Annotated in this window: 25 protein-coding genes and 1 pseudogene; 14 read left to right on the forward strand and 12 right to left on the reverse strand. The window is 69.3% G+C overall.

Going from position 1 to position 23,600, the window contains the following annotated elements:
* Nucleotides 1-23 precede the first annotated feature (23 nt).
* Both ACQ66R_RS11110 and ACQ66R_RS11115 read left to right on the forward strand, forming a co-directional pair.
* On the forward strand, nucleotides 24-1,082 hold the full coding sequence (locus tag ACQ66R_RS11110; RefSeq protein ID WP_430421929.1) for a fatty acid desaturase family protein: 1,059 nt from the start codon (nucleotides 24-26) through the stop codon (nucleotides 1,080-1,082).
* Nucleotides 1,083-1,190: 108 nt separating this feature from the next.
* Nucleotides 1,191-1,595 (forward strand): endonuclease domain-containing protein, encoded by a 405-nt coding sequence (locus tag ACQ66R_RS11115; RefSeq protein WP_430421931.1) that lies wholly within the window; start codon nucleotides 1,191-1,193, stop codon nucleotides 1,593-1,595.
* 49 nt (nucleotides 1,596-1,644) lie between these two features.
* Here ACQ66R_RS11115 and ACQ66R_RS11120 read toward each other — a convergent pair whose 3' ends face one another.
* Complete coding sequence (locus ACQ66R_RS11120; protein WP_430421933.1) at nucleotides 1,645-1,974, reverse strand: cell division protein ZapA; 330 nt, start codon at nucleotides 1,972-1,974, stop codon at nucleotides 1,645-1,647.
* A gap of 5 nt (nucleotides 1,975-1,979) precedes the next feature.
* Nucleotides 1,980-2,255, reverse strand: a complete 276-nt coding sequence (locus ACQ66R_RS11125; RefSeq protein ID WP_430421935.1) for a DUF4164 family protein — start codon at nucleotides 2,253-2,255, stop codon at nucleotides 1,980-1,982.
* A gap of 154 nt (nucleotides 2,256-2,409) precedes the next feature.
* Here ACQ66R_RS11125 and tkt point away from each other — a divergent pair, with 154 nt between their 5' ends.
* Nucleotides 2,410-4,377: a transketolase gene (gene tkt, locus ACQ66R_RS11130; RefSeq protein ID WP_430421937.1), complete on the forward strand. Its 1,968-nt coding sequence runs from the start codon at nucleotides 2,410-2,412 to the stop codon at nucleotides 4,375-4,377.
* 208 nt (nucleotides 4,378-4,585) lie between these two features.
* Complete coding sequence (gene purT / locus ACQ66R_RS11135; protein WP_430421939.1) at nucleotides 4,586-5,782, forward strand: formate-dependent phosphoribosylglycinamide formyltransferase; 1,197 nt, start codon at nucleotides 4,586-4,588, stop codon at nucleotides 5,780-5,782.
* On the opposite strand, the gene ACQ66R_RS11140 is transcribed toward purT, so the two are convergent.
* Nucleotides 5,763-6,743, reverse strand: a complete 981-nt coding sequence (locus ACQ66R_RS11140; RefSeq protein ID WP_430421941.1) for a TerC family protein — start codon at nucleotides 6,741-6,743, stop codon at nucleotides 5,763-5,765. The genes purT and ACQ66R_RS11140 overlap by 20 nt on opposite strands.
* Before the next feature lie 71 nt (nucleotides 6,744-6,814).
* Nucleotides 6,815-6,997: a YdcH family protein gene (locus ACQ66R_RS11145; protein ID WP_430421943.1), complete on the reverse strand. Its 183-nt coding sequence runs from the start codon at nucleotides 6,995-6,997 to the stop codon at nucleotides 6,815-6,817.
* 266 nt (nucleotides 6,998-7,263) lie between these two features.
* On the opposite strand from ACQ66R_RS11145, the gene ACQ66R_RS11150 reads away from it, so the two are divergent.
* From ACQ66R_RS11150 to ACQ66R_RS11175, 6 genes are all read left to right on the forward strand, one after another.
* Nucleotides 7,264-7,578, forward strand: a complete 315-nt coding sequence (locus ACQ66R_RS11150) for an autorepressor SdpR family transcription factor (RefSeq protein WP_430421945.1) — start codon at nucleotides 7,264-7,266, stop codon at nucleotides 7,576-7,578.
* Nucleotides 7,578-8,192 carry a hypothetical protein gene (locus ACQ66R_RS11155; RefSeq protein WP_430421947.1) on the forward strand — a complete coding sequence of 205 codons (615 nt, stop codon included), beginning with the start codon at nucleotides 7,578-7,580 and terminating at the stop codon, nucleotides 8,190-8,192. Before ACQ66R_RS11150 ends, ACQ66R_RS11155 begins: the two co-directional genes overlap by 1 nt.
* A gap of 167 nt (nucleotides 8,193-8,359) precedes the next feature.
* Complete coding sequence (gene gap, locus ACQ66R_RS11160) at nucleotides 8,360-9,370, forward strand: type I glyceraldehyde-3-phosphate dehydrogenase (RefSeq protein ID WP_430421949.1); 1,011 nt, start codon at nucleotides 8,360-8,362, stop codon at nucleotides 9,368-9,370.
* Nucleotides 9,371-9,379: 9 nt separating this feature from the next.
* On the forward strand, nucleotides 9,380-10,573 hold the full coding sequence (locus ACQ66R_RS11165) for a phosphoglycerate kinase (protein ID WP_430421952.1): 1,194 nt from the start codon (nucleotides 9,380-9,382) through the stop codon (nucleotides 10,571-10,573).
* A gap of 20 nt (nucleotides 10,574-10,593) precedes the next feature.
* The gene (gene fba, locus ACQ66R_RS11170) at nucleotides 10,594-11,679 is read left to right on the forward strand and encodes a class II fructose-bisphosphate aldolase (RefSeq protein ID WP_430421954.1); all 1,086 of its coding nucleotides are present in this window, start codon (nucleotides 10,594-10,596) and stop codon (nucleotides 11,677-11,679) included.
* A 33-nt stretch (nucleotides 11,680-11,712) separates the two neighbouring features.
* Nucleotides 11,713-12,321, forward strand: coding sequence for a response regulator (locus tag ACQ66R_RS11175; protein ID WP_430421956.1), 609 nt, complete (start codon nucleotides 11,713-11,715; stop codon nucleotides 12,319-12,321).
* A gap of 10 nt (nucleotides 12,322-12,331) precedes the next feature.
* Here ACQ66R_RS11175 and ACQ66R_RS11180 read toward each other — a convergent pair whose 3' ends face one another.
* The 8 genes and pseudogenes from ACQ66R_RS11180 to ACQ66R_RS11215 all read right to left on the reverse strand — a co-directional run bounded on the left by ACQ66R_RS11180 (nucleotide 12,332) and on the right by ACQ66R_RS11215 (nucleotide 20,217).
* A complete protein-coding gene (locus ACQ66R_RS11180; protein WP_430421958.1) occupies nucleotides 12,332-14,089 on the reverse strand; it encodes a hybrid sensor histidine kinase/response regulator in 1,758 nt (585 codons plus the stop codon).
* A gap of 61 nt (nucleotides 14,090-14,150) precedes the next feature.
* Nucleotides 14,151-14,966, reverse strand: coding sequence for a PEPxxWA-CTERM sorting domain-containing protein (locus ACQ66R_RS11185; protein ID WP_430421960.1), 816 nt, complete (start codon nucleotides 14,964-14,966; stop codon nucleotides 14,151-14,153).
* A 151-nt stretch (nucleotides 14,967-15,117) separates the two neighbouring features.
* A pseudogene (locus ACQ66R_RS11190) lies at nucleotides 15,118-15,225 on the reverse strand (PEPxxWA-CTERM sorting domain-containing protein); the annotation flags it as partial.
* Nucleotides 15,226-16,254: 1,029 nt separating this feature from the next.
* The gene (locus ACQ66R_RS11195; protein WP_430421962.1) at nucleotides 16,255-16,677 is read right to left on the reverse strand and encodes an SgcJ/EcaC family oxidoreductase; all 423 of its coding nucleotides are present in this window, start codon (nucleotides 16,675-16,677) and stop codon (nucleotides 16,255-16,257) included.
* 31 nt (nucleotides 16,678-16,708) lie between these two features.
* Nucleotides 16,709-17,548, reverse strand: a complete 840-nt coding sequence (locus tag ACQ66R_RS11200; protein ID WP_430421965.1) for a helix-turn-helix domain-containing protein — start codon at nucleotides 17,546-17,548, stop codon at nucleotides 16,709-16,711.
* Nucleotides 17,549-17,639: 91 nt separating this feature from the next.
* On the reverse strand, nucleotides 17,640-19,298 hold the full coding sequence (locus ACQ66R_RS11205; protein ID WP_430426269.1) for an MFS transporter: 1,659 nt from the start codon (nucleotides 19,296-19,298) through the stop codon (nucleotides 17,640-17,642).
* Nucleotides 19,299-19,395: 97 nt separating this feature from the next.
* The gene (bfr, locus tag ACQ66R_RS11210) at nucleotides 19,396-19,878 is read right to left on the reverse strand and encodes a bacterioferritin (RefSeq protein WP_430421967.1); all 483 of its coding nucleotides are present in this window, start codon (nucleotides 19,876-19,878) and stop codon (nucleotides 19,396-19,398) included.
* A gap of 153 nt (nucleotides 19,879-20,031) precedes the next feature.
* Nucleotides 20,032-20,217: a (2Fe-2S)-binding protein gene (locus ACQ66R_RS11215; protein WP_421937049.1), complete on the reverse strand. Its 186-nt coding sequence runs from the start codon at nucleotides 20,215-20,217 to the stop codon at nucleotides 20,032-20,034.
* Between the two features lie 172 nt (nucleotides 20,218-20,389).
* On the opposite strand from ACQ66R_RS11215, the gene ACQ66R_RS11220 reads away from it, so the two are divergent.
* The 4 genes from ACQ66R_RS11220 to thiE are packed head-to-tail and all read left to right on the forward strand — an operon-like array spanning nucleotide 20,390 to nucleotide 23,574.
* Nucleotides 20,390-21,772: a cytochrome ubiquinol oxidase subunit I gene (locus ACQ66R_RS11220; protein WP_430421969.1), complete on the forward strand. Its 1,383-nt coding sequence runs from the start codon at nucleotides 20,390-20,392 to the stop codon at nucleotides 21,770-21,772.
* Complete coding sequence (cydB, locus tag ACQ66R_RS11225; protein WP_430421971.1) at nucleotides 21,769-22,788, forward strand: cytochrome d ubiquinol oxidase subunit II; 1,020 nt, start codon at nucleotides 21,769-21,771, stop codon at nucleotides 22,786-22,788. The genes ACQ66R_RS11220 and cydB overlap by 4 nt, the downstream gene beginning before the upstream one ends.
* Nucleotides 22,772-22,918 carry a hypothetical protein gene (locus tag ACQ66R_RS11230; protein ID WP_430421973.1) on the forward strand — a complete coding sequence of 49 codons (147 nt, stop codon included), beginning with the start codon at nucleotides 22,772-22,774 and terminating at the stop codon, nucleotides 22,916-22,918. The genes cydB and ACQ66R_RS11230 overlap by 17 nt, the downstream gene beginning before the upstream one ends.
* A gap of 8 nt (nucleotides 22,919-22,926) precedes the next feature.
* Entirely contained in the window at nucleotides 22,927-23,574 is a 648-nt protein-coding gene (gene thiE / locus ACQ66R_RS11235) for a thiamine phosphate synthase (protein WP_430421975.1), read from the forward strand.
* The last annotated feature ends 26 nt before the right edge of the window (nucleotides 23,575-23,600 follow it).

The raw sequence follows: 23,600 nt of genomic DNA on the forward strand, positions 1-23,600 counted from the left end.
GGCTTCGCCTTACATCGGGCGCCTTGAACGCGCACACCGACATTCAGGCCCGTGAACGGGCGGGGCAGAGCCTGGCCCGGCAGGCCAACGACATCGCCCGCGACCTCACGCGGGCCGATCCCAAGGTCTATTGGCTGGACCTCGTCGTCACCGCCGCCGTCACCTGGCTGGCGTTCGCGATCGCCGCGACCGCAGCCCAGCCGGGCTGGACCCTCGTGGCGGGTCTGGTGGCCATCCTCGGCCTCTACCGCGGCATCAGCTTCATCCACGAGCTGACCCACCTGAAGCGCGACGACGTGCCGGGCTTCCACGTCGCGTGGAACGTCCTGATCGGCGTGCCCTGGCTGACGCCGTCGCTGCTGTACGAAGGCGTGCACATCCTGCACCACGCCAAGGACCGCTATGGCACCGCCCGCGACCCCGAGTACCATCCCCTGGCGCGGCGCCCCCTGCACGAGCTGGCGGTGTTCTTGGGCATCGCCCTGCTGGCGCCGGTCGGCACCCTGCTGCGCTTCGGCGTGCTGGCGCCGCTGGGCTTCCTGATTCCGGCCGTGCGCCGCTTCACCATCGCCAAGGCCTCGGGGATGGTGATCAACCCCCACTTCTCGCGCGACGATTTCGACCGCGCCAACCGCGCCCCCTGGCTGGCCCAGGAGATCGGCGCCTGGCTGTGGTGCTGGACCGTCCTTGGCCTGACGATCACCGGCGTCGCGCCGCTGCGCGTGTTCCTGACCGCCGCCGTGATCTTCAGCCTGATGACGTTCCTGAACCAGGTCCGCACGGCGGTCGCCCACCGCTGGGACAACGACGGCGAGGTCATGGCCCCGCTGGATCAGTTCCTGGATTCGGTGAACGTACCGCCGCCGGCGCTGCTGCCGTTCCTGTGGGCGCCCGTGGGCCTGCGCTACCACGCCCTGCACCACCTGATGCCGCGCCTGCCCTACCACAACCTGGGAACCGCCCACCGCCGGCTGGTCGAAGCCTTGCCGCCCGACCACGACTACCGCCGCGCGGAGGAGCGCGAGTTGATCCCGGCGCTGGGCGCGCTGGTGAAGCGGATGCGCAGATCCTCCCTCCCTTAACGGGGAGGGACAGCTCGCCGAAGGCGAGCAGGGTGGGGAAGTGTGGGCCGGAGCGCCGCGTTGCAGGCAGAACTTGATGCCGGAACAAATTAAGAACAATATTGCGAGATGCGCCCGCAGATCGCCCGTGCCCGCGCCATGCGGGCCAACCTGAGCCGCCCAGAGGTCGTCCTCTGGAGCCGGCTCAAGCGCCTGCGCGAACGCGGCTACCACTTCCGCCGCCAGGCTCCGTTCAAGGGCTACTACCTCGACTTCGTCTACTACCCCTACCGACTTGTGATCGAGGTCGATGGCTTCCAGCACGGCGAGGATCGGCAGGCCAATCATGATGCCGTCCGCGACGCCGTCCTGCGTCGTCACGGCTTCACAGTGCTTCGGTTCTGGTCCAGTGACGTGCGCCACGACACCGACCGGGTGATGGACCAGATCGTCCGCACCCTTGCGGCCTCATCAAGGGTGCATGGGCGGGACGTTCCCCAAGCTCAGAGCCTGGACCACACTTCCCCACCCTGACCGAGCTTCGCTCGGTCTGTCCCTCCCCATTAAGGGAGGGAGGACGCCCCTACCCCGCCGCCGCCAGCTTCTCGATCTTGATCGCCGCGCTCTCCAGCGCGGTCACGGCCTTCGTCTCCAGCCTCGAACGATCCGCCTGCAGCCGGCCGACCTCGACCTGCAGCGCGGCCAGCCGGTTCTTCGCATCCAGCAGTTCGTCGGCCAGCAATAGCGCCCCCATCAGGAACAGCCGCGTGTCGCCCAGCTGGCCCATGTCCTGGCTCACCTGGCGGACCTGGTGGTCGAAGAGCTTGGCCAGTTCCTGGAGGTGATGCTCCTGCCCGTCCTCGCAGCCGACGGCGTAGGGGCGGCCGTTCACGTCGATGTTGATCTGGGCCATCGCCCTTACGCCTCCTGCGTCTGGCCGTTGAGGGCGGTGCGGATTTCCTGGATCGCCCGGCCCAGCGCCTCCGAGGCCTGGGCCCCGGCCTCTTCCAGCTCGCGTTCGCGGGCCCGGGCGGCGTCGAGTTCGGCCGCCAGCATCGATCGGTCGTGGTCGAACAGGCCGCCGGCGTCGTCGCTTGCCGCCTTCAGCCGCTGGGCCAGGCGCTGCTCCAGCACATGCAGCGCGTTGTCCAGCCGCTTGGCCGCCAGGTCCAGGGCGCTCTCGCCAGGGTTCATGCGATCCTCCGATGGCCGTCCCGACCCGTATACCTGCGCCGGTGAGTCTCACGAAGTGCTGGGGCCATTTCTTGACCCCGTTCTTGACCCCCTGCCCCTCGCATGCGAGGCGGCCCGCAATTCCTCGGAAGACAGAGACTCAGGAAAGCCGCCCATGCCCGCGCCGACCCAGCTCATGGCCAACGCCATCCGCATGCTCTCTCTCGACGCGGTCGAGGCGGCCACCTGCGGCCACCCCGGGATGCCGATGGGCATGGCCGACGTCGCCACGGTGCTCTGGACGAAGTTCATGAAGTACGAGGCGGCAAGGCCCGACTGGGCCGACCGCGACCGTTTCGTCCTGTCGGCCGGCCACGGCTCGATGCTGCTCTACAGCCTGCTGCACCTGACCGGCGTGAAGGCCGTGCCGATGCAGAGCCTGCGCGACTTCCGCAAGCTGGGCTCGAACACGCCGGGCCACCCCGAGTTCGGCCACACCCCCGGCGTCGAGACCACCACCGGCCCGCTGGGCCAGGGCCTGGCCACCGCCGTCGGCATGGCGATGGCCGAGCGCAAGCTGGCCGCCCGCTTCGGCGCCGACCTCGTCGATCACCGGACCTGGGTCGTGGCCGGCGACGGCTGCCTGATGGAAGGCGTCAGCCACGAGGCGATCAGCCTGGCCGGTCGCCTGAAACTCGCCAAGCTCACCGTCCTCTGGGACGACAACGACATCACCATCGACGGCCACGTCGGCATCTCGGACTCGACCGACCAGATCGCCCGCTTCAAGGCCGCCGGCTGGGCGACCAAGCGGATCGACGGCCACGACGAGAAGGCGATCAAGAAGGCGCTCGCCTGGGCGCTGAAGCAGGACCGGCCGTCGCTGATCGCCTGCAAGACGGTGATCGGCAAGGGCGCCCCCAACATGGGCGGCACCCACAAGGTCCACGGCGCGGCGCTGGGCAAGGACGAGATCGCCGCCACCCGCGTGGCGCTGAACTGGCCCTACGAACCCTTCGTGGTGCCGGACGAGGCGCTGAACCCCTGGCGCAAGGCCGGCAAGCGCGGCGCCAAGGACCGCAAGGCGTGGGAGGCCCGCCTGGCCGCCTCGCCGCTGAAGGCCGATTTCGAACGCGCCATGAAGGGCGACCTGCCCGCGCACGCCTTCGAGGCGCTCGACGCCTTCGCCGCCAAGGCCGCCGCCGAGAAGACCGCCGCCGCCACCCGTGTCCACTCGGGCGCGGTGCTGGAGCAGATCTTCGGCTCGATCCCCGAGATGGTGGGCGGCTCGGCCGACCTCACCGGCTCGAACAACACCTTCGTCAAGAACACCCAGATCTTCGACGCCCCCGATTACGCCGGCCGCTACGTGAACTACGGCGTGCGCGAGTTCGGCATGGCCGCGGCCATGAACGGCATGGCCCTGCACGGCGGGGTGATCCCCTACGGCGGCACCTTCCTGGTGTTCTCGGACTACGCCCGCCCGGCGATCCGCCTGTCGGCGCTGATGGGCGTGCGCAGCATCTTCGTGGGCACCCACGACTCCATCGGCCTGGGCGAGGACGGCCCGACCCACCAGCCGGTCGAGCACGTGGCGTCCCTGCGCGCCATGCCCAACCTCTATGTCTTCCGCCCCGCCGACGCGGTGGAGACCGCCGAGTGCTGGAAGCTGGCCCTGGAAGCCAAGACCACGCCGTCCGTCCTGGCGCTGTCGCGGCAGAAGACCCCCGGGGTCCGCGGCGACGCGGGCGAGAACCAGTCGGCGCGCGGCGCCTACCAGCTCGTGGGCGCTTCCAAGCCTGCGCAGGTGACGATCTTCGCCTCGGGCACGGAAGTGCCGATCGCGCTGGCCGCCCGCGACCTGCTGGAAGCCCAGGACATCGGAACCCGCGTTGTCTCGGTCCCCTGCTTCGAGCTGTTCGAGGCCCAGCCGGCCGACTACCAGGCCGCCGTCATCGGCGAGACCGACGTCCGGGTGGCCGTCGAGGCCGGCGTGCGCCAGGGCTGGGACCGTTTCATCGGCTCGGACGGCGCCTTCATCGGCATGACCGGCTTCGGCGCCAGCGGCACGGACAAGGCCCTCTACGCCCACTTCGGCATCACCGCCGAAGCGGTCGCCGCAGCGGCCAAGGCCAAGCTCTGAGCCCCCACCCTTTCGGATCGTCATCCCCGGGCTTGTCCCGGGGACCCAGATACGCAAGCGATGGCGGAAGTCCTGGACGGCGCCGCTACGGGCCTTGGGCTGACGACGGCGCTTCTGGGTGGCCGGGATTTACCCTGGCCTCGGGCGGGCCGCGTAGCGGCGCGTCCCGGGGCCCGGCCACGACGTTGAGAGGTTGATGGAGAACCACATGCGCCTCGGCACCCCCAACTCGCCCACCGCCGTCCGCGTGATGCTCCTGGGCTCGGGCGAGCTCGGCAAAGAGGTGGTCATCGAGCTGCAGCGCCTGGGCTGCGAGGTCATCGCCTGCGACCGCTACCCCGATGCGCCGGGCATGCAGGTCGCCCACCGCAGCCATGTGCTGGCCATGACCGATGCGGCGGCCCTGCGCGCCGTCGTCGAGCTGGAGCGCCCGCACTTCATCGTCCCCGAGATCGAGGCCATCGCCACCGACGAGTTGGCCCGGATCGAGGCCGACGGCCTCGCCGTGTGCATTCCCACCGCCCGCGCGGCCCAGCTCACCATGAACCGCGAGGGCATCCGCCGCCTGGCGGCCGAGGAGCTGGGCCTGCCCACCAGCGCCTACGCCTTCGCCTCCACCGAGGCCGAGCTGGCCAAGGCCGCCGCCGAGGTGACCGGCTTCCCCTGCTTCGTGAAGCCGGTGATGAGCAGCTCGGGCAAGGGCCAGTCCTATGTCGAGAGCCCCGACCAGATCGCGGCGGCCTGGACGTACGCCCTGGAGGGCGGCCGGGTGGAGCAGCCCCGCGTGATCGTCGAAGGCCGCGTGGACTTCGACTTCGAGATCACCCAGCTCACCGTCCGCTCGATGGCGAACGGCGTCGTCGAGACCAGCTTCTGCGCCCCCATCGGCCATCGCCAGATCAAGGGCGACTACGTCGAGAGCTGGCAGCCCCAGCCGATGTCGGCCCAGGCGCTCGCGAAGTCCCGCGACATCGCCCAGGCGGTCACCGACAGCCTGGGCGGCCTGGGCCTGTTCGGCGTCGAGCTGTTCGTGAAGGGCGACGACGTCTGGTTCTCGGAAGTCAGCCCCCGCCCGCACGACACCGGCCTCGTCACGCTGGTCACGCAGTACCAGTCCGAGTTCGCCCTGCACGCCCGCGCCATCCTGGGCCTGCCCACTGACGTCACCCAGCGCGAGCCGGGCGCCAGCGCGGTGATCTATGGCGGCCTGGACGCCAAGGGCATCGCCTTCGAAGGCGTGGCCGAGGCGCTCAGCGTCCCGGGCGCGGACCTGCGCCTGTTCGGCAAGCCCGAGAGCTTCGAGCGACGCCGCATGGGCGTCGCCCTGGCCCGCGCCCACGACATCGAACAGGCCCGCGAGCGGGCGCGGGAGGCTGCGGCCAAGGTCAGGCCGGTCGCGGGCTGACGCCCCGCGTCCGCCAGATCGAGTAGGCCACGCCGCCCGCCAGGAGCGCGCCCGTCACCGCCAGCGAGATGTGCGCGGGGAACTTCTCCCAGCCCATCGCCGCGGCCACGAACACCTTGCCGCCGATGAAGACCAGCAGCAGGGCCAGCGCCTTCTTGAGGTAGGCGAACCGCGAGACGATGGCCGCCAGCGCGAAGTACAGCGCCCGCAGGCCCAGGATCGCGAAGATGTTGGACGTGTAGACGATATAGGGGTCGGTCGTGATCGCGAAGATCGCCGGGACCGAGTCCACCGCGAACACCACGTCGGCCAGCTCGACCATCACCAAGGCCGCGAACAGGGGCGTGGCCCACAGGACGCGGCGGCCCGTGGCGTCCGGTTCGCGGACGAAGAACCGCTGCTCGCGCAGGCCGTCGGTCAGCCGCACGCGGGCGGCGAACCAGCGGTAAACCGGATTCTCGCGCGGGTCGGACGGCGTCGCCTTGGCGACGAACATCTTGGCGCCCATGACGATCAGGAACGCCGCGAAGATCCACAGCACCCACTCGAAGCTGGACACCAGCGCCGCGCCCAGGCCGATCATGATGCCCCGCAGCACGATCACGCCCAGCACGCCCCAGAACAGCACGCGGTGCTGGTAGGCCGGGGGCACGGCGAAGGCCGCGAAGATGGTGGCGATGACGAAGACGTTGTCGAGCGCCAGGCTCTTCTCGATCAGGAAGCCGGTGACGTACTCGAGACCCGCCTGATCGCCGAGCTGGGTCCAGACCCAGCCGCCGAAGCCCAGGCCCAGGGCCAGGTAGCCGCCCGACATCAGCAGGCTTTCGCGGACGCCGATCTCGCGATGCTTGCGATGCAGGACGCCCAGGTCGAAGGCGAGCAGAACCACGACGAGGCCGGCGAACGCCGCCCACATCCAGACCGGCGTCCCCAGGAAGGACGCCGTCAACAAATCCAGCATGAACTTCCCCAGATGTTAGCCTGGGGCGCGCCGACCCACGGGTCAGCGCGCCCTCGGACCGCCCTTCGCAATCAGGCGCGGACGGGAACCAGCCCCGCCTCGGCGAGGAAGATTTCGTCCTTCACCCGCAGTTTGCGGCGCTTCAGGTCGAGCACGACGTACGCATCGGGTTGCGGCCGGCGCAGTTCCTGCCGGATACGGCTTTCCAGCCAGCGGTGCTCTTCGCGAAGACGCCACAGTTTGCGTTGGTTCATCTTGGTGCTCCTCCGTACGTGGAGGTGCGCCTGGGGCCGTGCGGCGACGCCGCAGACCAGATAAGCCGGACCCAGTTCACACCTCGTGCGGTCCGACATCGCGATCGCCATCGATCGCCAGAGGGGCCCGGCCCGCATCGCTGAGGTAGGCGCGTCGGGTCAGGTTGCAAGAGACTCCCAGGGAGAAATTAGAGGCCGGCGCGGATCGGGCAGAGCGCGGTCACAGGCGCTTGACTATCAATTCGATGTTTAGCTAAATGTCTTCCATGAACCGCGTGTTCAAAGCCCTGTCCGATCCAACCCGCCGCCGGGTGTTGCAGCTCCTGCGGGAGCGGCCGATGTCGGCGGGCGAGCTGGCCGACCATTTCCCGGTCGCCAAAGCCACCATGTCGGCCCATTTCGCCGTCCTGCGCGAGGCCGACCTGATCGCGGCCGACAAGCAGGGCAAGACCATCACCTATCGCCTGCGCCTGTCGGTCCTGGAGGATGCCCTGCTGGCCTTCGCCGACTCGTTCGGCATCGGCTTCCCGGCCGCGGCCGCACAGCCCGCGCGAGACAAACCCACCGAGGAGAGCGCCTGATGAGCCGCACGCTGAAACTCGTTCTCACGGCCGCCGTCGTCGAGATGCTGCTGCTCGCGATCGCGGTCGCCGTCTGGCGCCGGCAGAGTGTCGCTGACGCGCCAAATGGGCGCTGGTTCGTGGGCACGTTCGGCGCCTTCTTCATGCCCCTGTGGCTGGCGACGGGCGCCTGGCTGGAGGCCCGCAAGATGGCCCGGCCCGGCCTCACCGCCGCCCCCGACACCCGCCGCTACAACGAGATCACGCTGATGGCCGCCGCGGCCCTGGCCGTCGGCGTGCAGGCCTGGATGGCGGGCTCGATCGTGGGGTTCATCCCGAAGGACAGCCTCCAGATCCGCGCCATCGAGGCCCTGACCGGCGTCTTCTTCATGGTGGTCGGCAACTTCGCGGCCAAGACCAGTCCGCCGACCGGCCCGCGCGCGCCCGACGTCGCCGTCTGGACCCGGGGCATGCTGCGGATCGGCTGGGCCGGCGTGGCCGCGGGCCTGGTGATCCTCGTCGCCGCCATCACGGTCGACATCGACCAGATGGTGTGGGTGATCTTCGGCGCGACGGGCCTCTATGCCGCCGCCGCCCTCCTGCAGCAGCGCGCCATGCGCCGCGAGCTGGCCTGACCGCCGCTCAGCGGTCGCTCCCGAGTCGGCACACACGCTCCGGCGCCGGACTTGCACACGCGCGCCGCAGGGTCATCCACGCGCTCTCTATGGGAGAGCAGGGGTTGACTCCGCGGGTTCGCGCCTCAAGAACCCGGCCACACAAAAATTCGAAGGAGCTCCGCCTCATGGCTGTCCGCGTCGCCATCAACGGTTTCGGTCGCATCGGCCGCCTGGTCCTGCGCTCGATCGTGGAACACGGCCGCAAGGACATCCAGGTGGTCGCCATCAACGACCTGGGTCCCGTCGAGACCAACGCCCACCTGCTGCGCTACGACAGCGTGCACGGCCGCTTCCCGGCCGAGGTGAAGGTCGACGGCGACTACATCGAGGTGGCGGGCCACGGCCGCATCAAGGTCACCGCCGAGCGTGACCCTGCGAAGCTCCCGCACAAGGACCTGGGCGTCGACATCGCCCTCGAGTGCACCGGCATCTTCACCAGCAAGGAAAAGGCCCAGGCCCACCTGGACGCCGGCGCCAAGCGGGTGATCATCTCGGCCCCGGGCACGAACGTCGACAAGACCATCGTCTACGGCGTGAACCACGCGTCCCTCACCAAGGACGACGTGATCATCTCGAACGCCTCGTGCACCACCAACTGCCTGGCCCCGGTGGCCCACGTGCTGCAGGAGCTGTGCGGCATCGAGCGTGGCTACATGACCACGATCCACTCCTACACGGGCGACCAGCCCACGCTGGACACCCTGCACAGCGACCTCTACCGCGCCCGCGCCGCGGCCATGTCGATGATCCCGACCTCGACCGGCGCCGCCAAGGCGCTGGGCCTGGTGATCCCGGCCCTGGCCGGCAAGCTGGACGGCAGCTCGATCCGCGTGCCGACCCCGAACGTCTCGGTCGTCGACCTGAAGTTCGTGCCGAGCAAGTCGGTGAGCGCCGCCGACATCAACGCGGCCCTCGAAGCCGCCGCCAACGGCGCGCTGAAGGGCGTGCTGGCGGTGACCAAGGACCCGCTGGTCTCGATCGACTTCAACCACAATCCCGCCAGCTCGACGGTGGCCCTGCCCCAGACCCAGGTGATCGACGGCGGCCTCGGCCGCGTCCTTTCCTGGTACGACAACGAGTGGGGCTTCTCGACCCGGATGAGCGACACCGCCGTCCACATGGCGTCGCTGATCTAAGAGACGACGATGACCTTCCGAACCCTCGACGACGCCGATCTGCAGGGCCGGCGCGCCCTGGTTCGTGTGGACTTCAACGTACCGATGGCCGACGGGCAGGTGTCTGACGACACCCGCCTGCGCGCCGCGCTGCCGACGATCGAGAAGCTCCGCAAGGGCGGGGCGAAGACGATCCTCTTGGCCCACTTCGACCGGCCCAAGGGCAAGCGCATCCCGGAGATGAGCCTGAAGCCCGTCGTCGGCCCGCTGTCCAAGCTGGTCGGCGCGACCGTGGCCTTCGCCGACGACTGCGTGGGCGACGACGCTGCGAAAGCCGTGGCGGCCATGAAGGACGGCGACGTCCTGCTGCTGGAAAACGTCCGCTATCACGCGGGCGAAGAGAAGAACGAGGCCGACTTCGCCCAGGCCCTCGCCGCCAACGGCGACCTCTTCGTCAACGACGCCTTCTCGGCCGCTCACCGGGCGCACGCCTCCACCGAGGGCCTGGCCCACCTGCTGCCCGCCTACGCCGGCGAGCAGATGCGCCGGGAGCTGGAGGCCCTGGACGCAGCGCTGGGCAATCCGCAGCGGCCGGTGCTGGGCATCGTCGGCGGCGCCAAGGTCTCCACCAAGCTGGACCTCTTGAACAACCTGGTCGGCAAGCTGGACTACCTCGCCATCGGCGGCGGCATGGCCAACACCTTCTGCTACGCGCAGGGCGCCGAGATCGGCGGGTCGCTGTGCGAAAAGGAGATGGCCGACACCGCCCGCGAGATCCTGAAGAAGGCCGAGGCCTCGGGCTGCAAGGTTCTCCTGCCGGTCGACGTGGTGGTGGCGAAGGATCTGGCAGCCAACGCCCCGAACGGCACGATCGACCTGGCCGCCGGCGTCCCGGCCGACGAAAAGATCTTCGACATCGGCCCCAAGGCCCTGGCCCAGGTGCTGGCGGCGATGGATGCGGCCAAGACCCTGATCTGGAACGGCCCCTTCGGCGTCTTCGAGGTGGAACCGTTCGACAAGGCCACGGTTGAATCGGCGAAGCACGCGGCCGCTCTGGCCAAGGCCGGGAAGCTGGTGGCAGTGGCGGGTGGCGGTGATACCGTGGCCGCCCTCAACGCGGCCGGCGTCTCTTCGGACTTTACGTTCGTATCGACTGCGGGCGGCGCGTTTCTTGAATGGATGGAAGGCAAGGAGCTGCCCGGGGTGGCCGCTCTGGCCCGGTAAGAGACAGGTTGGGATCTGAAATGGCTCGCATCACGCTTCGACAGCTCCTGGATCACGCGGCCGAGTACGGCTACGGCGTACCGGCGTTCAACATCAACAACATGGAACAGGCGCTGGCGATCATGGAGGCCGCGGAGGCCACCGACTCGCCGGTGATCATGCAGGCCTCGCGCGGCGCGCGGTCCTACGCCAACGACGTGGTGCTGAAGTACCTCATCGACGCCATGGCCGAGATGTATCCGCACATCCCGATCTGCATGCACCAGGACCACGGCAACAACGAAGCCACCTGCGCCACCGCGATCCAGTACGGCTTCACCTCGGTGATGATGGACGGATCGCTGAAGGCGGATGGCAAAACGCCCGCGGATTACGATTACAACGTCAAAGTGACGAAGAACGTCGTCGATATGGCGCACTGGGTCGGCGCCTCCGTGGAGGGCGAGCTGGGCGTGCTGGGCAGCCTCGAGACCGGCATGGGCGAGAAGGAAGACGGCCACGGCTTCGAAGGCAAGCTGGGCCACGACCAGCTGCTGACCGACCCGGACCAGGCGGTCGATTTCGTGAAGGCCACTCAGGTCGACGCCCTGGCCATCGCCATGGGCACCAGCCACGGCGCCTACAAGTTCACGCGCAAGCCCGACGGCGACGTCCTGGCCATGAACGTGATCGAGGAAATCCACCGCCGCCTGCCGAACACCCACCTGGTGATGCACGGATCGTCCTCGGTGCCGCAGGACCTGCAGGACCTGATCAACAAGTACGGCGGCGAGATGCCCCAGACCTGGGGCGTGCCGGTGGAAGAGATCCAGCGCGGCATCAAGCACGGCGTACGCAAGATCAACATCGACACCGACAACCGCATGGCCATCACCGCGGCCATCCGTCAGGTCTTCGTCGAGAAGCCCGGCGAGTTCGACCCGCGCAGCTACCTGAAGCCCGCCAAGGAAGCGATGCGCAAGGTCTGCATCCAGCGCTTCGAGGAGTTCGGCACCGCCGGCCACGCCTCGTCGATCAAGGCGATCCCGCTGTCGGCCATGGCCAAGCGCTACGCCTCGGGCGAGCTGTCGCCGAAGATCGGCATCACGCAGGTCGCCGCCGAGTAGCGCCCGGGCGCGGGCCTCCGGAAAGACGGACCGATGAAGTTCCTGGTGGTCGATGATCATGCGGTCATGCGCCAGGGCCTGACCGCCGTGCTCCTGGCCCTGGCGCCGGAGGCCACCGTGTTGGAGGCGGCCGACTGCGCCTCGGCCCTTTCGCTCGCGGCCAGTCATGCCGACCTCAGCCTGGTGCTGATGGACCTGACGATGCCCGACGCCGCGGGCCTGTCGGCGGTGGCCGCCTTCGTCGCGGCCTATCCGGCGACCCCGCTCATGGTGGTGTCGTCGTCGGAAGCGCCCGCGGATGTGCGCGCCGCCCTGTCCCTGGGCGCCATGGGCTATGTCGCCAAGGCGGCCAACACCTCGACCCTGGCGGCGGCGATCCGGCTGGTGCTGTCGGGCGAGGTCTATGTGCCGCCGTTCATGGCGCAGGCCGCCCCGGACGCGTTCACGACCCCCGACGCCGCGGACGCCCTCACCGAGCGGCAGCAGGCGGTGCTGGCCCTGATCCGCGAGGGCGTGTCCAACAAGGAGATCGCCTACCGGCTGGGCGTGACGGAGGGGACCGTGAAGGCGCACCTGACCGCGATCTTCCGGGCGCTCGGCGTCGCCAACCGCGGCGAGGCGGCGCGCCTGACCCGGCACTGATCGCCCGGCCTCAAGCTGTCGGGCGATCGCGCAGGAGCTGGCCGATGGCCGCCCGCAGGACGGCGTTGGGCACGGGCTTGTGCAGCACCAGATCGGTCGGGCGGTCGGCCTCGGCGGCCGTGGCGTCGCCGGTGACCAGCAGGGCGGGGATGTCCTCGCCGCAGGCCGCGCGAAGCCGCCGCAGGGCCTCGGCCCCCGTCTCGCCGCCCCGCAGACGATTGTCGCAGATGATCAGGTCGGGTGTCGCGTCTTCGCCCAGTCGCGCCAGGGCCTCGTCGGCCGAGCCCACGGCCAGGACCCGGTGACCCCAGCGGCTGAGCAGTGAGGCCATGGCCCGCTGGATCGCGTCCTCGTCGTCGACCACCACGATGAAGCCGGTCCGCAGGGCGCCCACGGCGATCGGCGTCGAGACGGGCGCAGGAAGGTCCTCCGGACGGCCACGGGGCAGGGTCACGCGGAAGACGCTGCCCCGGCCCGGCGTCGAGCGCACGTCGAGGTCGGCCCCGATCAGCTGGGTGATGCGGCGCACGATGGCCAGGCCCAGGCCCAGCCCCTTCTCGCGATCGCGCTCGGGATTATCGATCTGGTAGAACTCCTCGAAGATCGCCGCGACGTGCGCCGGCGCGATGCCCCGCCCGGTGTCCCAGACCTCGATCGCCACCTGGCCGCCCCGCCGCCGCGCCCCCACCACCACGCCGCCCGCGTCCGTGTACTTCACGGCGTTCGAGATCAGGTTCCGCACCACCTGCTCCAGGAGGACCGGGTCGCTGAGCGTGACCAGCGAGGTGGACGCCAGCCGCAGCGTGACGCCCTTGGCCGCGGCCTGGGCCTCGTAGTCCACGACCAGGCGGGACAGCAGCGGCCCAAGCGCCAGCGGCTCGGGCCGGGTCTGGACGACGCCCGCGTCCAGCCGGGAGACGTCCAGCAGCACGGCGAACAGGGTGTCCAGCGCGCGGACCGAGCCGGTGATGTGATCGGCCAGCCGCCGCGCCTGCGGCGACAGGCGCAGTTCGCTCAGGGCGCCGGCGAAGAGGCCGAGGGCGTGCGCGGGCTGGCGCAGGTCATGGCTGGCGGCGGCCAGGAAGCTGGACTTGGCGCGGTTGGCCTGATCGGCCCGCTCGCGCTGCAGCCTCAGGTCCTCGATCAGCCGGATGTTCTCGAAGCGCAGCTCCAGGCCGTTGACGAACTGCCGTCCCACGATCACGGCCAATGCCGGCGCCGCCACCAGGAACGTGAGCGTCAGGACGGTGAGCGCCTCATGGAACGGGTACGACTGGAAGAGGCCCACCACCAGCTGCGGCGTCACAATGGGAAGCGCGAGCGCGAGATAGGCCGGCAGATAGGCGCTGAACACCGGCAGGGCGCCCAGCACCACCATCCCGGACACCAGCAGCACGATCACGGCCTGGGCGGTGTCTGTGGGCGAGGTCATCCACACGGCGCCCGGAATCCACGTCGCCCCCTGGAGCGCGGTCAGAACCGTGAAGGCCAGCGCCCAGCGCCGCCATTCGGCATCGGCGGGCCGCCGGCGGCGATAGAGGGCGCAGAGCACGTGGTGGCCGCCCACGAGCACGATGGTCATGGCGCAGAAGGCGGCCGCCGCGTCGTCGGCCATGCGCCCGTCACGGGCCAGGAACACCGCGAGCGTGATGGCCGCCAGACCGCCGAGCGTCACGCCGACCGGGCTTCCCCGATAAAGCGCGCGAACCTGCTCGGCCCGGATCCAGTCCCGGCGTGAGGTGTCGTCGAGGCCGGACGGTCGATCCAAGGGGACGGCTGGGGTTCAGGGCGACGCCAACCTATGCGGGTAGCGGATATGGAAATGCCGGTCAAACGGCCCCGACCACGGCGCCTCGCGGCCGTCGGCGCACCGCCGCGCCGACCAGCCCGAAGCCCAGGATCATGATCGCCCACGACGACGGCTCGGGAACCGCGCCGGGCTGCACGACCGGATCGACCGTCGCGGACAGGCTGTCGAATCGCAGGTTGAGATCCGCCACCCGGGCCGGGCCGATCACGTATCGATCGCTCGGGCCCGCGGTGTTCCTCAGCGTGATCTGGAGGTGGCCGCGTTCGGCCAGCGGCGCGCCTGAGAACGTGAAGGGTTCCTCGAAGTCGACGGCGCCGAACGTGTCGGCCGCAAGGCTCAGGCCGAAGGACAGTGAGCCCTCGAACTCCGTAAAGACCCCGTCCATCACCGGGCGCAGGCGGGTGGAGACGAAGGAGCCTCCGAGGCCGTCGCGGGTGGGGGTATTGTTCTTCTCCAGCCCCGAGAAGGCGGTGCTGTCCGAAGCGCTGCCCAGCTCGTACGAGATGCCGTTCAATGTGAAGACCGCCTTGCCCGGGCTGTCGGCGCCAAATCCGTAGTAGACGCGAGTGTTGGGGTAGTCATCACGGAAGCCCCGCGAGGTGTCCATCGTGAGGGTCAGGGTGAAGGCCTTGCCCATGGGCGTGCCAAACGCCTCGCCCGTGTCGATATTGGTCGCGTAGGGCGGGCTGCCGAAGGGCGCCTCGAACCCGGGAAACACGTAACCGTTGTCCGATCCGGACGTGACCACGCCGGTAAGGGTGAAGTGCACAGCGGCCGTCGCCGGGGCGGAGGTCAGGGCCAGCGCTGCGGCGAGCGCGAAATGGACGGGACGCATGGAAGCCTCTCGGTGACGTCGTAGGTCCCCATTGGGATTGCGGCCGGCGTTTCGTCAATTAGACCAAGGTCTTACGACGTCGTGGGGAAGGTCATATGACCTGGGCCGCTCCCTGGGGCCCCCGTCGCGCGGCGGGCTCCGCAGGCCGCCTCTAGCCGGGCATGCGGGGACGCGGGCGCCGGCGCACCGCCGCGCCGACCAGCCCGAAGCCCAGGATCATCAGCGCCCAGGTCCTGGGCTCCGGAACCGCGCCGGTCGAGGTGATGGGGGTCAGGATGAAGGCGCTCTGCCGCCCGTTCACATAGCCCGCGCCCGTGATCTGGCCCGCGTCGTTGATGTCGTAGGCGGCGGCCAGCTCCCAACCCAGCGCCGGGTCGATCAGCGTCTGCAACTCCAGGGTCTCGCCGTCGCGGCGGACGAAGGCGGTGAACCACCGGTCGTCACGCTGCGAAACGCCCACCGCCACGCCGTCCCGATTGATCGCCCAGGGCTGGGTCGACAGGAACGGCGTAACCTTCCCGATCGGGCCGAAGGCGCTGATCGTGGCGCCGTCGTAGATGAAGGCGCTGGTGGCGCCGCCCGGGACGAGTTCCGAGAGGCCGGTGACCCAGCCGTTGTCGTTGATGTCGGTGACCGTCGTGGCGCCGCCCAGGGTGCCGATGTCGACGAAGCCCCCGGCATCGGTCCAGGTGAAGCCTCGGCGACCGCTGTTGCCGGCCACCTGGCCGAGGTTGTTGATCGCCACGGCCCGCGCGTTTCTCTCGCCCGGCATGACGCCGAAGTCGAGCACGCTGGAGGCGGTCCAGATCGCGGCATGTTCATGGCCCTGGAGGGTGATCATGCTGCCCGCGGCGACGCCGGCGTTGTTCATGTCCACCGGCGCGTCGACGCGATAGCCCAGGGACGGCAGCGGGATGCGCCCCGTGGCGCCGGTCTGGAACGCGCGCACCCCGCCGCCCGCACCCAGGCCATACCCGACGACGTACCCCGCATCGTTGAGCCCACGGACGAGGCCGCTGGGCCCGGCCAGGGGGCTGAGGTCGGTGACGCCGCCGCCTGTGAACAGCGCCGCCTGTCCGGAGTCGAGACCCAGCACGGTCCCGCTGCTGTTGATCCGGTAGCCGATGCTGGATCCGCCGGGCTGGGAGGCTGGCAGCTCGGTGACCGTGTAGAGGATCGCGGCGGCGGTCTCGCCCGCGCCGGCCCCTGCAAGCGCCAGGGCGAGTGTCATCGTCCGCAGGACGCGGAGGCTTCGGGGCGTCATGGGGTGTGTCCTTGCTGTGTGGGCTCAGCCGGCCCGGATCGGATCGTGCGGCTCGGCGAGGGGATCGATGTTGATGTTGGCGCCGTGGGCGATGGCGAGGTCGTCGCCGCGCGGGACGAGCACCAGGGTCATGCGACTGCGGGTAGCGGGGAAGGCCCGGCCGTCAGGGGCCTCAAAGGCCGCCATGGCCCAGCCGATCACGGCCACCCGCGCGCCGCCCGGCAGCGCGACCTCGCTCTCGATCGCCTCCAGGCGGATCGGGGCGTCCTTGAACATGGACTGGCAGAAGATCTCGTGGGCCCGGGCGACGTCGTCGAAGCCCTGCCAGTGCATGCCGACCACGTTGACCCAATGCACCTGCGGCGCGTTCAGCGCCGCCAGCGCCGTCATGTCGGCGGCGTTCCAGGCGGCTTCATAGGCTCTTGCGAGACGTTCGACGGAACTCATGCGTCACTCCTTGGCCCGGAGTGTGCCGCGATCAGGCCAGGCGTGGCTTGGAAAAATCGGACGTGCTGAGCATCGGAAGCGACGGCGTCTCGCGGATCAGGGCGGTCGGCGGGGCGCCGGCCAGCAGGCGACAGTCGCGGATGAAGTGGGCCTGGTCGAAGTAGCCCGCTTCCAGAGCCAGCTCCGTCCAGGCCCGCTCGGGAGCGGACGCCTGCGCGCGCAGCACGGCGTGCAGGCGCGAGATGCGGCCGAACAGCTTCGGCCCCATGCCGACGCGGGCGGTGAAGGCGCGGGTGAACTGCCGCTCGCTGAGGTCCAGCCTTGCCGCCAGATCGGCGATACGCGGGGCGCCGCCGAACCGGACGATGGACCAGGCCGCCGTGTCCACGGCCGCGCCGGTCCTGGCGATGTCCAGTCGCGCGTAGAGCCAGGCCTCAGCCGCCTCGGCCCGCTCCTGGAAATCGCGGGCCGCGAACACCGCCGAGCGCAGGTCGTCGCCGCAGGAGCCGAGGACGTCGCGCAGGGGCGCGGCCTGGTTGACCAGCTGGGGCATGTCCATCCCGAAGAGCCGGTGGAAGCCGGTCGGCCGGAAATGGATCGTGAAGGTCAGGACCTCGCCGGCGAAGTTGATCTCGGCCCGGCGGTAGGTCTGGGGGCCGACGACCACGGCCTCGGGGGTCGGCTCGGGCGCGGCCCCGTCCACGCGCACCCTGTAGGGCTCGGCCAGGTAGAACTCGATGAATTGCTCGGTCCGCGCCGGCAGCGGCAGGCCGACGCCGGCCGACGGAAAGACCCCACTGCGCTCACGGAAGCCGGCGACCAGTCGTCCGAGGGGCCCCCGCGCCCGGCGGCCGTACAGCTTCGTCTGCATGATCCGGTCCGGTTGCGGGGCGGGCTGGGCCTAGCCAAAGCGCATTCCGCGGCCGTTCGGAACCCCTTTCCCCTGGCGCACGAGGTCGGGATCAGTCCTCGATGCGATTGCCGCCCATCTCCTTGACGAACAGGAAGCCCACCACCGCCGTGAAGGCGGCGACCGAGATCGGGTACCAGAGTCCGTAGTAGATGTTGCCCGTGGCGGCGACCATGGCGAACGCCGTCGTCGGGAGGAACCCGCCCAGCCAGCCGTTCCCCAGATGGTACGGCAGCGACATCGAGGTGTAGCGGATCCGCGCCGGGAACATCTCGACCAGCGCCGCCGCGATCGGCCCGTAGACCATGGTCACGTACAGCACGAGCAGGAACAGCAGCCCCACGACCATAGGCTTGTCGACCTTGGCCGGATCGGCCTTGGCGGGGTAGCCGGCGGCCTTGAGCTGGGCGGCGAAGGCCTTGGTCCAGGCCTCCTTGGCCGCCTTGAACTCCGCCGGGGCCATGGCGGTCCCGTCCAGGCTGGGGACCTTCGTCTGGCCGATCATGATGAACGCCGGCTCGGTGGCGACCTTGGGCGAGACGTTGACGTAGTTGACGCCGGCGCTGGCTAGCGCGCCCTTGGCGACGTCGCATCCTGTCGTGAAGGTCTGTTTGCCGACCGGGTCGAACTGGAAGCTGCAGGTTGATGGATCGGCCACCACCATCACCGGCGCGCGCTGGGTCGCATGCGCCAGGTCCGGGTTCGCGGCCTCGGTGAGACCCTTGAAGATCGGGAAATAGGTCAGCGCCGCCAGCACGCAGCCGGCCAGGATGATCGGCTTGCGCCCCACCTTGTCCGACAGCCAGCCGAAGAACACGAAGAAGGGCGTGCCCAACAGCAGCGCCACGGCGACCAGGGTGTTGGTCAGCGCCCCGTCCACCTTCAGCATCTTCTCAAGGAAGAACAGCGCGTAGAACTGGCCCGTGTACCAGACCACCGCCTGACCGGCGGTCAGCCCCAGCAGGGCCAGGATGACCAGCTTGAGGTTGCCCCACTGGCCGAAGCTCTCGGTCAGCGGCTTCTTCGAAGTCTTCCCCTCGTCCACCATCTGCTGGAACACCGGGCTCTCGTTCAGCCGCAGCCGGATCCAGAGCGAGACCCCCAGCAGCAGGATCGAGACCAGGAACGGGATGCGCCAGCCCCAGGCCTTGAACGCCTCCTCGCCGATGTTGGTGCGCACCAGCAGGATGACGACCAGGCTGAGGAACAGGCCCGCGGTCGCCGTGGTCTGGATCCAGCTGGTGTAGAGGCCGCGCTTGCCCGGCGGCGCATGCTCGGCCACGTAGGTGGCGGCCCCCCCATACTCCCCTCCCAGCGCCAGGCCCTGCACCAGCCGCAACGCGATCAGCAGCGCCGGCGCGGCGATCCCGATGGTCTCGTAGCTGGGCAGCAGGCCCACGACGAAGGTCGAGAGGCCCATCAGCAGCATGGTGACGAGGAAGGTGTTCTTGCGCCCCCAGAGGTCGCCCAGCCGCCCGAACACGATCGCCCCGAACGGCCGCACCGCGAACCCCGCGGCGAACGCCAGCAGCGCGAAGATGTAACCGGTGACCTCGTTCACGCCCGAGAAGAAGTGGGTGGTGATGAAGCCGGCCAGCGAGCCGTAGAGGTAGAAGTCGTACCACTCGAACACGGTCCCGACCGAGGCGCCCGCGACCACGGTCGCGTTGCCCCTCGCCTTCGCCGGCTGTGCCTCGGCCGCTGCCGCCATACGCCCATCCCCCGCCACGCTCTCGTTGGGCGGGACGGTAGGGCGCATGCGGCCCTTCGGGCAATGCCTTCTCCCGCCAGCGGAGAAGGATGTGGCCCTATCCCTCGGCCAGCTCGCCCATGGCGCTCTGCAGGTAGTTCTGCTCGCCCAGGCTCTTCACCAACGAAAGCTGGGTCTCGAGGAAATCGATGTGCTCCTCGGTGTCCGACAGGATCTCGCGCAGAACCTCGCGGGTCACATAGTCGGCCTGATCCTCGCAGAGCTTGATGCCGTCGATCAGCGTCCTGCGCCCGCCCACCTCGACGCCCAGGTCGGCCGCCAGGGCCTCGGGCACGTTCTCGCCGATCGAGAGCTTGTGCAGATCCTGCAGGTTGGGCAGGCCGTCGAGGAACAGGATCCGCTTGATGAGCTTGTCGGCGTGCTTCATTTCGCCGATCGACTCTTCATAGGTGATCTTGCCGAGCCGCGCGAAACCCCAGTTATCGTACATGCGCGCATGCAGGTAATACTGATTGACCGCGGTCAGCTCGTTGGTGAGCACTGCGTTCAACAGCTTAATGATGGCCTTGTCGCCTTGCACCGTAGAGCCTCCATCCAATCACTGGATTCGGAATGCCTTCGGCAGGCGCGCGGTGTCAAAGGCTATATATGCGAGTGATTTGCGGTTGCTCAAAAAACCGCCGAAAACTCTGCGAATGATTTTCGCTCGCCGAATACCGGCGTGCGCAGGGCCCTACTCGGCCGCGTAGCGCAGCGTTTCCCGCTCTTCCTGCAGGATCTTGCGCATGTCGCAGACGCAGCGCGCGCACTGGGCTTCGGAATCGCAGGCCTTGAAGATCAGCGCCGGGCGCGTGGCGCCGGCCGCGATCGCCGCACGCACTTCCCGCTCACGAATGCCGTTGCAGTTACAGACGTACATGGGACGCGCGAGCGGCTCCTGGCTGAGGCTCAATGGCTAGCAACTTGCGACTGCCTTTGCAAGTCATTCGCATAAGTTGGTTAACGCAGAAGACGTCCACACCGATGTCGCAGGCGGCCCCCCGAGTCGCTATACGTCGTGCAGCCGGCCAGGCCGGCGACGGGGTACGGCTATGGAATTCGACGCGCTCATCCTGTCGCGATTGCAGTTCGCGTTCACGATCGCCTTCCACATCATATTCCCAAGCTTCACCATCGGCCTCGCCAGCTACCTGGCCGTGCTGGAGGGCATCTGGTTCTTCACCCGGAAGGAGGCGTTCAAGACGCTCTACCTGTTCTGGGTGAAGATCTTCGCGATCTCGTTCGGGATGGGCGTCGTCTCGGGCGTGGTGCTGAGCTACCAGATCGGCACGAACTGGAGCGTCTTCGCCGCCAAGACCGCCCCGGTCATCGGCCCCCTGCTGGCGTTCGAGGTGCTGACCGCCTTCTTCCTCGAGGCCTCATTCCTGGGGGTCATGCTGTTCGGCTGGCGCAAGGTGGGGCCGGGCCTGCACTTCGCCTCCACCTGCCTGGTGGCTGTCGGCACACTGATCTCGGCCTTCTGGATCATCTCGGCCAACAGCTGGATGCAGTATCCCACCGGCCACATCGTCCTGCCCGACGGGTCGCTGCACACCGAGAGCTGGCTGAAGGTGATCTTCTCGCCCACCTTCCCCGAGCGTTTCGCCCACATGGCGCTAGCGGCCTACCTGACCACCTCGCTGGTTGTGGGCGCCGCCTCGGCCTGGCGGATCCTGGGGCGCGGGCCCGAGCCGGAGTCCAGGATCGCCCTGCGGATGGCCATCGGCATGTTCGCCGTCGTGGCCCCGATCCAGGCGTTGGTTGGCGACCTCTCGGGCAAGGAGGTGCTGCACGTCCAGCCGGCCAAGCTGGCCGCGATCGAAGCCTTCTGGGAGACCAGGTCCGAGCAGGCGTTCCACATCGTGGCCTGGCCGGACCGCGCCACCGAGAGCAACCGCTTCGAGATCTCGATCCCCAAGCTCGGCAGCCTGATCACCGCCGGTAGCACCGACGCCGAGATCAAGGGCCTCAAGGACTTCACCAAGGAGGACCGGCCGCCGGTCTTCATCGTGTTCTGGGCGTTCCGGGTCATGGTGGGCCTGGGCCTCCTGATGATCGGCCTGGGCGCCTGGGGCGTCTGGCTGATCTGGCGGCGCAGGCTGGAACAGACACGCCCATTCCTGTGGGCCGCCGTCGCCATGGGCCCGGCCGGGTTCCTGGCCGTGATCTCGGGCTGGGTCGTGGCCGAGGTGGGCCGCCAGCCCTGGACCGTGACCGGCGTTCTGCGCACCGCCGACAGCGTCTCGCCGATCGGCGCGGGCGAGGTCACCGCCTCGCTGCTGGGCTTCATGATCGTCTACGCGGTCATCTTCACGGTGGGCGTGCTCTACATCCTGCGGCTCATCGCCGAGGGCCCGAAGCCCGAGGACGCCCCCAGAGCCGACGGCGAACCGCCCGGCAACCCGTTGGCCGCCATCAAGGAGGTCCGGTCATGAGCCTCGACCTGCCGCTGATCTGGGCCGCGATCATCGCCGTCGCTGTCCTGCTCTACGTCCTTCTGGACGGCTTCGACCTGGGCATCGGCATCCTCTTCCCCTTCGCGACGCGGCGTGAGCGCGACGTGATGATGGAGAGCATCGCGCCCGTCTGGGACGGCAACGAGACCTGGCTGGTGCTGGGCGGCGGCGGGCTCTTCGCGGCTTTCCCGCTGGCCTACGCCGCAATCATGCCGGCGCTCTACCTGCCCATCGTGCTGATGCTGCTGGCGCTGATCCTGCGCGGCGTGGCGTTCGAGTTCCGCCACCACGGTCGCGTCCGGGGCAAGGCCTTCTGGACCGCAGCCTTCGCCGGCGGGTCGCTGGCCGCCGCCCTGGCCCAGGGCCTGGTGCTGGGCGGTTTCATCCAGGGTGTGACGCTCAAGGGCGGCGCCTTTGCGGGCGGCCCCTTCGACTGGCTGACGCCCTACAGCCTGCTCGTCGCGTTGGGCGTCGTCGCCGGCTATGCGCTGCTGGGCGCGGGCTGGTTGATCTGGCGCACGGAAGGCGACCTTCAGGCCAAGGCCCGCCGCTGGGGATGGATCGCCGCAACAGCGACCGCCGGCCTCCTGGCGGCCGTGAGCCTGGCCACCCTGGTCGTCCACCCGCGCATCGCCGCCCGGTGGGGCTTCGCGGACGGGACGTTCGACCTCCCGACGCTCCTCCCGCTGCTGCCCATCCCGCTCATCGGCCTCGCTGGCCTCGCCGTCGTCGCCTGGGGTCTGCGCGGCCGGCAGGCCACCGCTCTTCTGGGCGCCTACCTGGTCTTCCTCTCGGGATACCTCGGCCTGGCCGCGGGGTTCTTCCCCTATATCGTGCCCTACGGCATGGACTTCCGCGCCGCGGCCAACGCCGACAATGCGCTCGCCCTGATGCTGGTGGGCGTCACCATCCTCCTGCCGGCGATCCTAGGCTACACCGTGTGGGTCTACTGGCTCTTCCGCGGCAAGGTGGGCGCCCATGCGGGCTATCATTGAACCTCCCCCGGAAGCAGACGCCCCGCTGCCCCCGCTCTGGAAGCGTCTGGCCTGGTTCGCAGGCCTGGCGGTGACCGGCGCCGTCTCCTGCGCCGCGATCGCCTATGCGCTGAGGCTGCTGCTGCGGTAGGTAGGGTCATGGCCCAGCCGATTTGCCGTCTCTACCTGATCACCCCGCAGCGCCTGGACGACCTGGCCGCGTTCGGTCAAACCCTTGCGCACGCGCTGGATGCCGGCGATGTCGCCGCCCTGCAGGTTCGCCTCAAGGACCAGCCCGACGACATCATCGCCGCGGCCGTCGACGTGATCGCCCCCATCGCCCAGGCGCGCGACGTGGCCCTGATCATGAACGACCGTCCGGACCTGGCCGCCAGGCTGGGCTGCGACGGCGTCCACATCGGCCAGACCGACGCCAGCTACGCCGAGGCCCGCCGCATCGTGGGCAAGGACCGGATGGTCGGCGTCACCTGCCACGACAGCCGCCACCTGGCCATGGAGGCCGCCGAGGCCGGCGCCGACTACGTCGCCTTCGGGGCCTTCTTCCCCACCACCACCAAGGACGCCCCCACCCGCGCCGACCCCGAGATCCTGACCATCTGGCAGGAGGTGATGGAGGTCCCCTGCGTCGCCATCGGCGGCATCACCTCGGCCAACGCCCGCGTCCTGGCCGCCGCCGGCGCCGACTTCCTCGCCGTCTCGGCCGGGGTCTGGAGCCACGCCGATCCCGCCGCGGCCGTGAAGGCGATCAACGCCGAGATCGAAGCAGGGTTGGCGGACAGAAACTAACCCGCCCTTCTCCCCTTGCGGGAGAA

The sequence above is a fragment of the Phenylobacterium sp. genome (assembly GCF_965284355.1).
Lineage (GTDB): Bacteria > Pseudomonadota > Alphaproteobacteria > Caulobacterales > Caulobacteraceae > Phenylobacterium.

Coding starts and splice junctions, on each gene's coding strand:
- gap (WP_430421949.1), top strand. CDS start 8,360: ATGGCTGTCCGCGTCGCCATCAACGGTTTCGGTCGCATCGGCCGCCTG.
- ACQ66R_RS11120 (WP_430421933.1), bottom strand. CDS start 1,974: ATGGCCCAGATCAACATCGACGTGAACGGCCGCCCCTACGCCGTCGGC.
- tkt (WP_430421937.1), top strand. CDS start 2,410: ATGCCCGCGCCGACCCAGCTCATGGCCAACGCCATCCGCATGCTCTCT.
- cydB (WP_430421971.1), top strand. CDS start 21,769: ATGAGCCTCGACCTGCCGCTGATCTGGGCCGCGATCATCGCCGTCGCT.
- ACQ66R_RS11230 (WP_430421973.1), top strand. CDS start 22,772: ATGCGGGCTATCATTGAACCTCCCCCGGAAGCAGACGCCCCGCTGCCC.
- purT (WP_430421939.1), top strand. CDS start 4,586: ATGCGCCTCGGCACCCCCAACTCGCCCACCGCCGTCCGCGTGATGCTC.
- ACQ66R_RS11150 (WP_430421945.1), top strand. CDS start 7,264: ATGAACCGCGTGTTCAAAGCCCTGTCCGATCCAACCCGCCGCCGGGTG.
- fba (WP_430421954.1), top strand. CDS start 10,594: ATGGCTCGCATCACGCTTCGACAGCTCCTGGATCACGCGGCCGAGTAC.
- ACQ66R_RS11215 (WP_421937049.1), bottom strand. CDS start 20,217: ATGTACGTCTGTAACTGCAACGGCATTCGTGAGCGGGAAGTGCGTGCG.
- ACQ66R_RS11175 (WP_430421956.1), top strand. CDS start 11,713: ATGAAGTTCCTGGTGGTCGATGATCATGCGGTCATGCGCCAGGGCCTG.
- thiE (WP_430421975.1), top strand. CDS start 22,927: ATGGCCCAGCCGATTTGCCGTCTCTACCTGATCACCCCGCAGCGCCTG.
- ACQ66R_RS11195 (WP_430421962.1), bottom strand. CDS start 16,677: ATGAGTTCCGTCGAACGTCTCGCAAGAGCCTATGAAGCCGCCTGGAAC.
- ACQ66R_RS11145 (WP_430421943.1), bottom strand. CDS start 6,997: ATGAACCAACGCAAACTGTGGCGTCTTCGCGAAGAGCACCGCTGGCTG.
- ACQ66R_RS11220 (WP_430421969.1), top strand. CDS start 20,390: ATGGAATTCGACGCGCTCATCCTGTCGCGATTGCAGTTCGCGTTCACG.
- ACQ66R_RS11205 (WP_430426269.1), bottom strand. CDS start 19,298: ATGGCGGCAGCGGCCGAGGCACAGCCGGCGAAGGCGAGGGGCAACGCG.
- ACQ66R_RS11155 (WP_430421947.1), top strand. CDS start 7,578: ATGAGCCGCACGCTGAAACTCGTTCTCACGGCCGCCGTCGTCGAGATG.
- ACQ66R_RS11165 (WP_430421952.1), top strand. CDS start 9,380: ATGACCTTCCGAACCCTCGACGACGCCGATCTGCAGGGCCGGCGCGCC.
- ACQ66R_RS11125 (WP_430421935.1), bottom strand. CDS start 2,255: ATGAACCCTGGCGAGAGCGCCCTGGACCTGGCGGCCAAGCGGCTGGAC.
- ACQ66R_RS11185 (WP_430421960.1), bottom strand. CDS start 14,966: ATGCGTCCCGTCCATTTCGCGCTCGCCGCAGCGCTGGCCCTGACCTCC.
- ACQ66R_RS11200 (WP_430421965.1), bottom strand. CDS start 17,548: ATGCAGACGAAGCTGTACGGCCGCCGGGCGCGGGGGCCCCTCGGACGA.
- ACQ66R_RS11140 (WP_430421941.1), bottom strand. CDS start 6,743: ATGCTGGATTTGTTGACGGCGTCCTTCCTGGGGACGCCGGTCTGGATG.
- ACQ66R_RS11115 (WP_430421931.1), top strand. CDS start 1,191: ATGCGCCCGCAGATCGCCCGTGCCCGCGCCATGCGGGCCAACCTGAGC.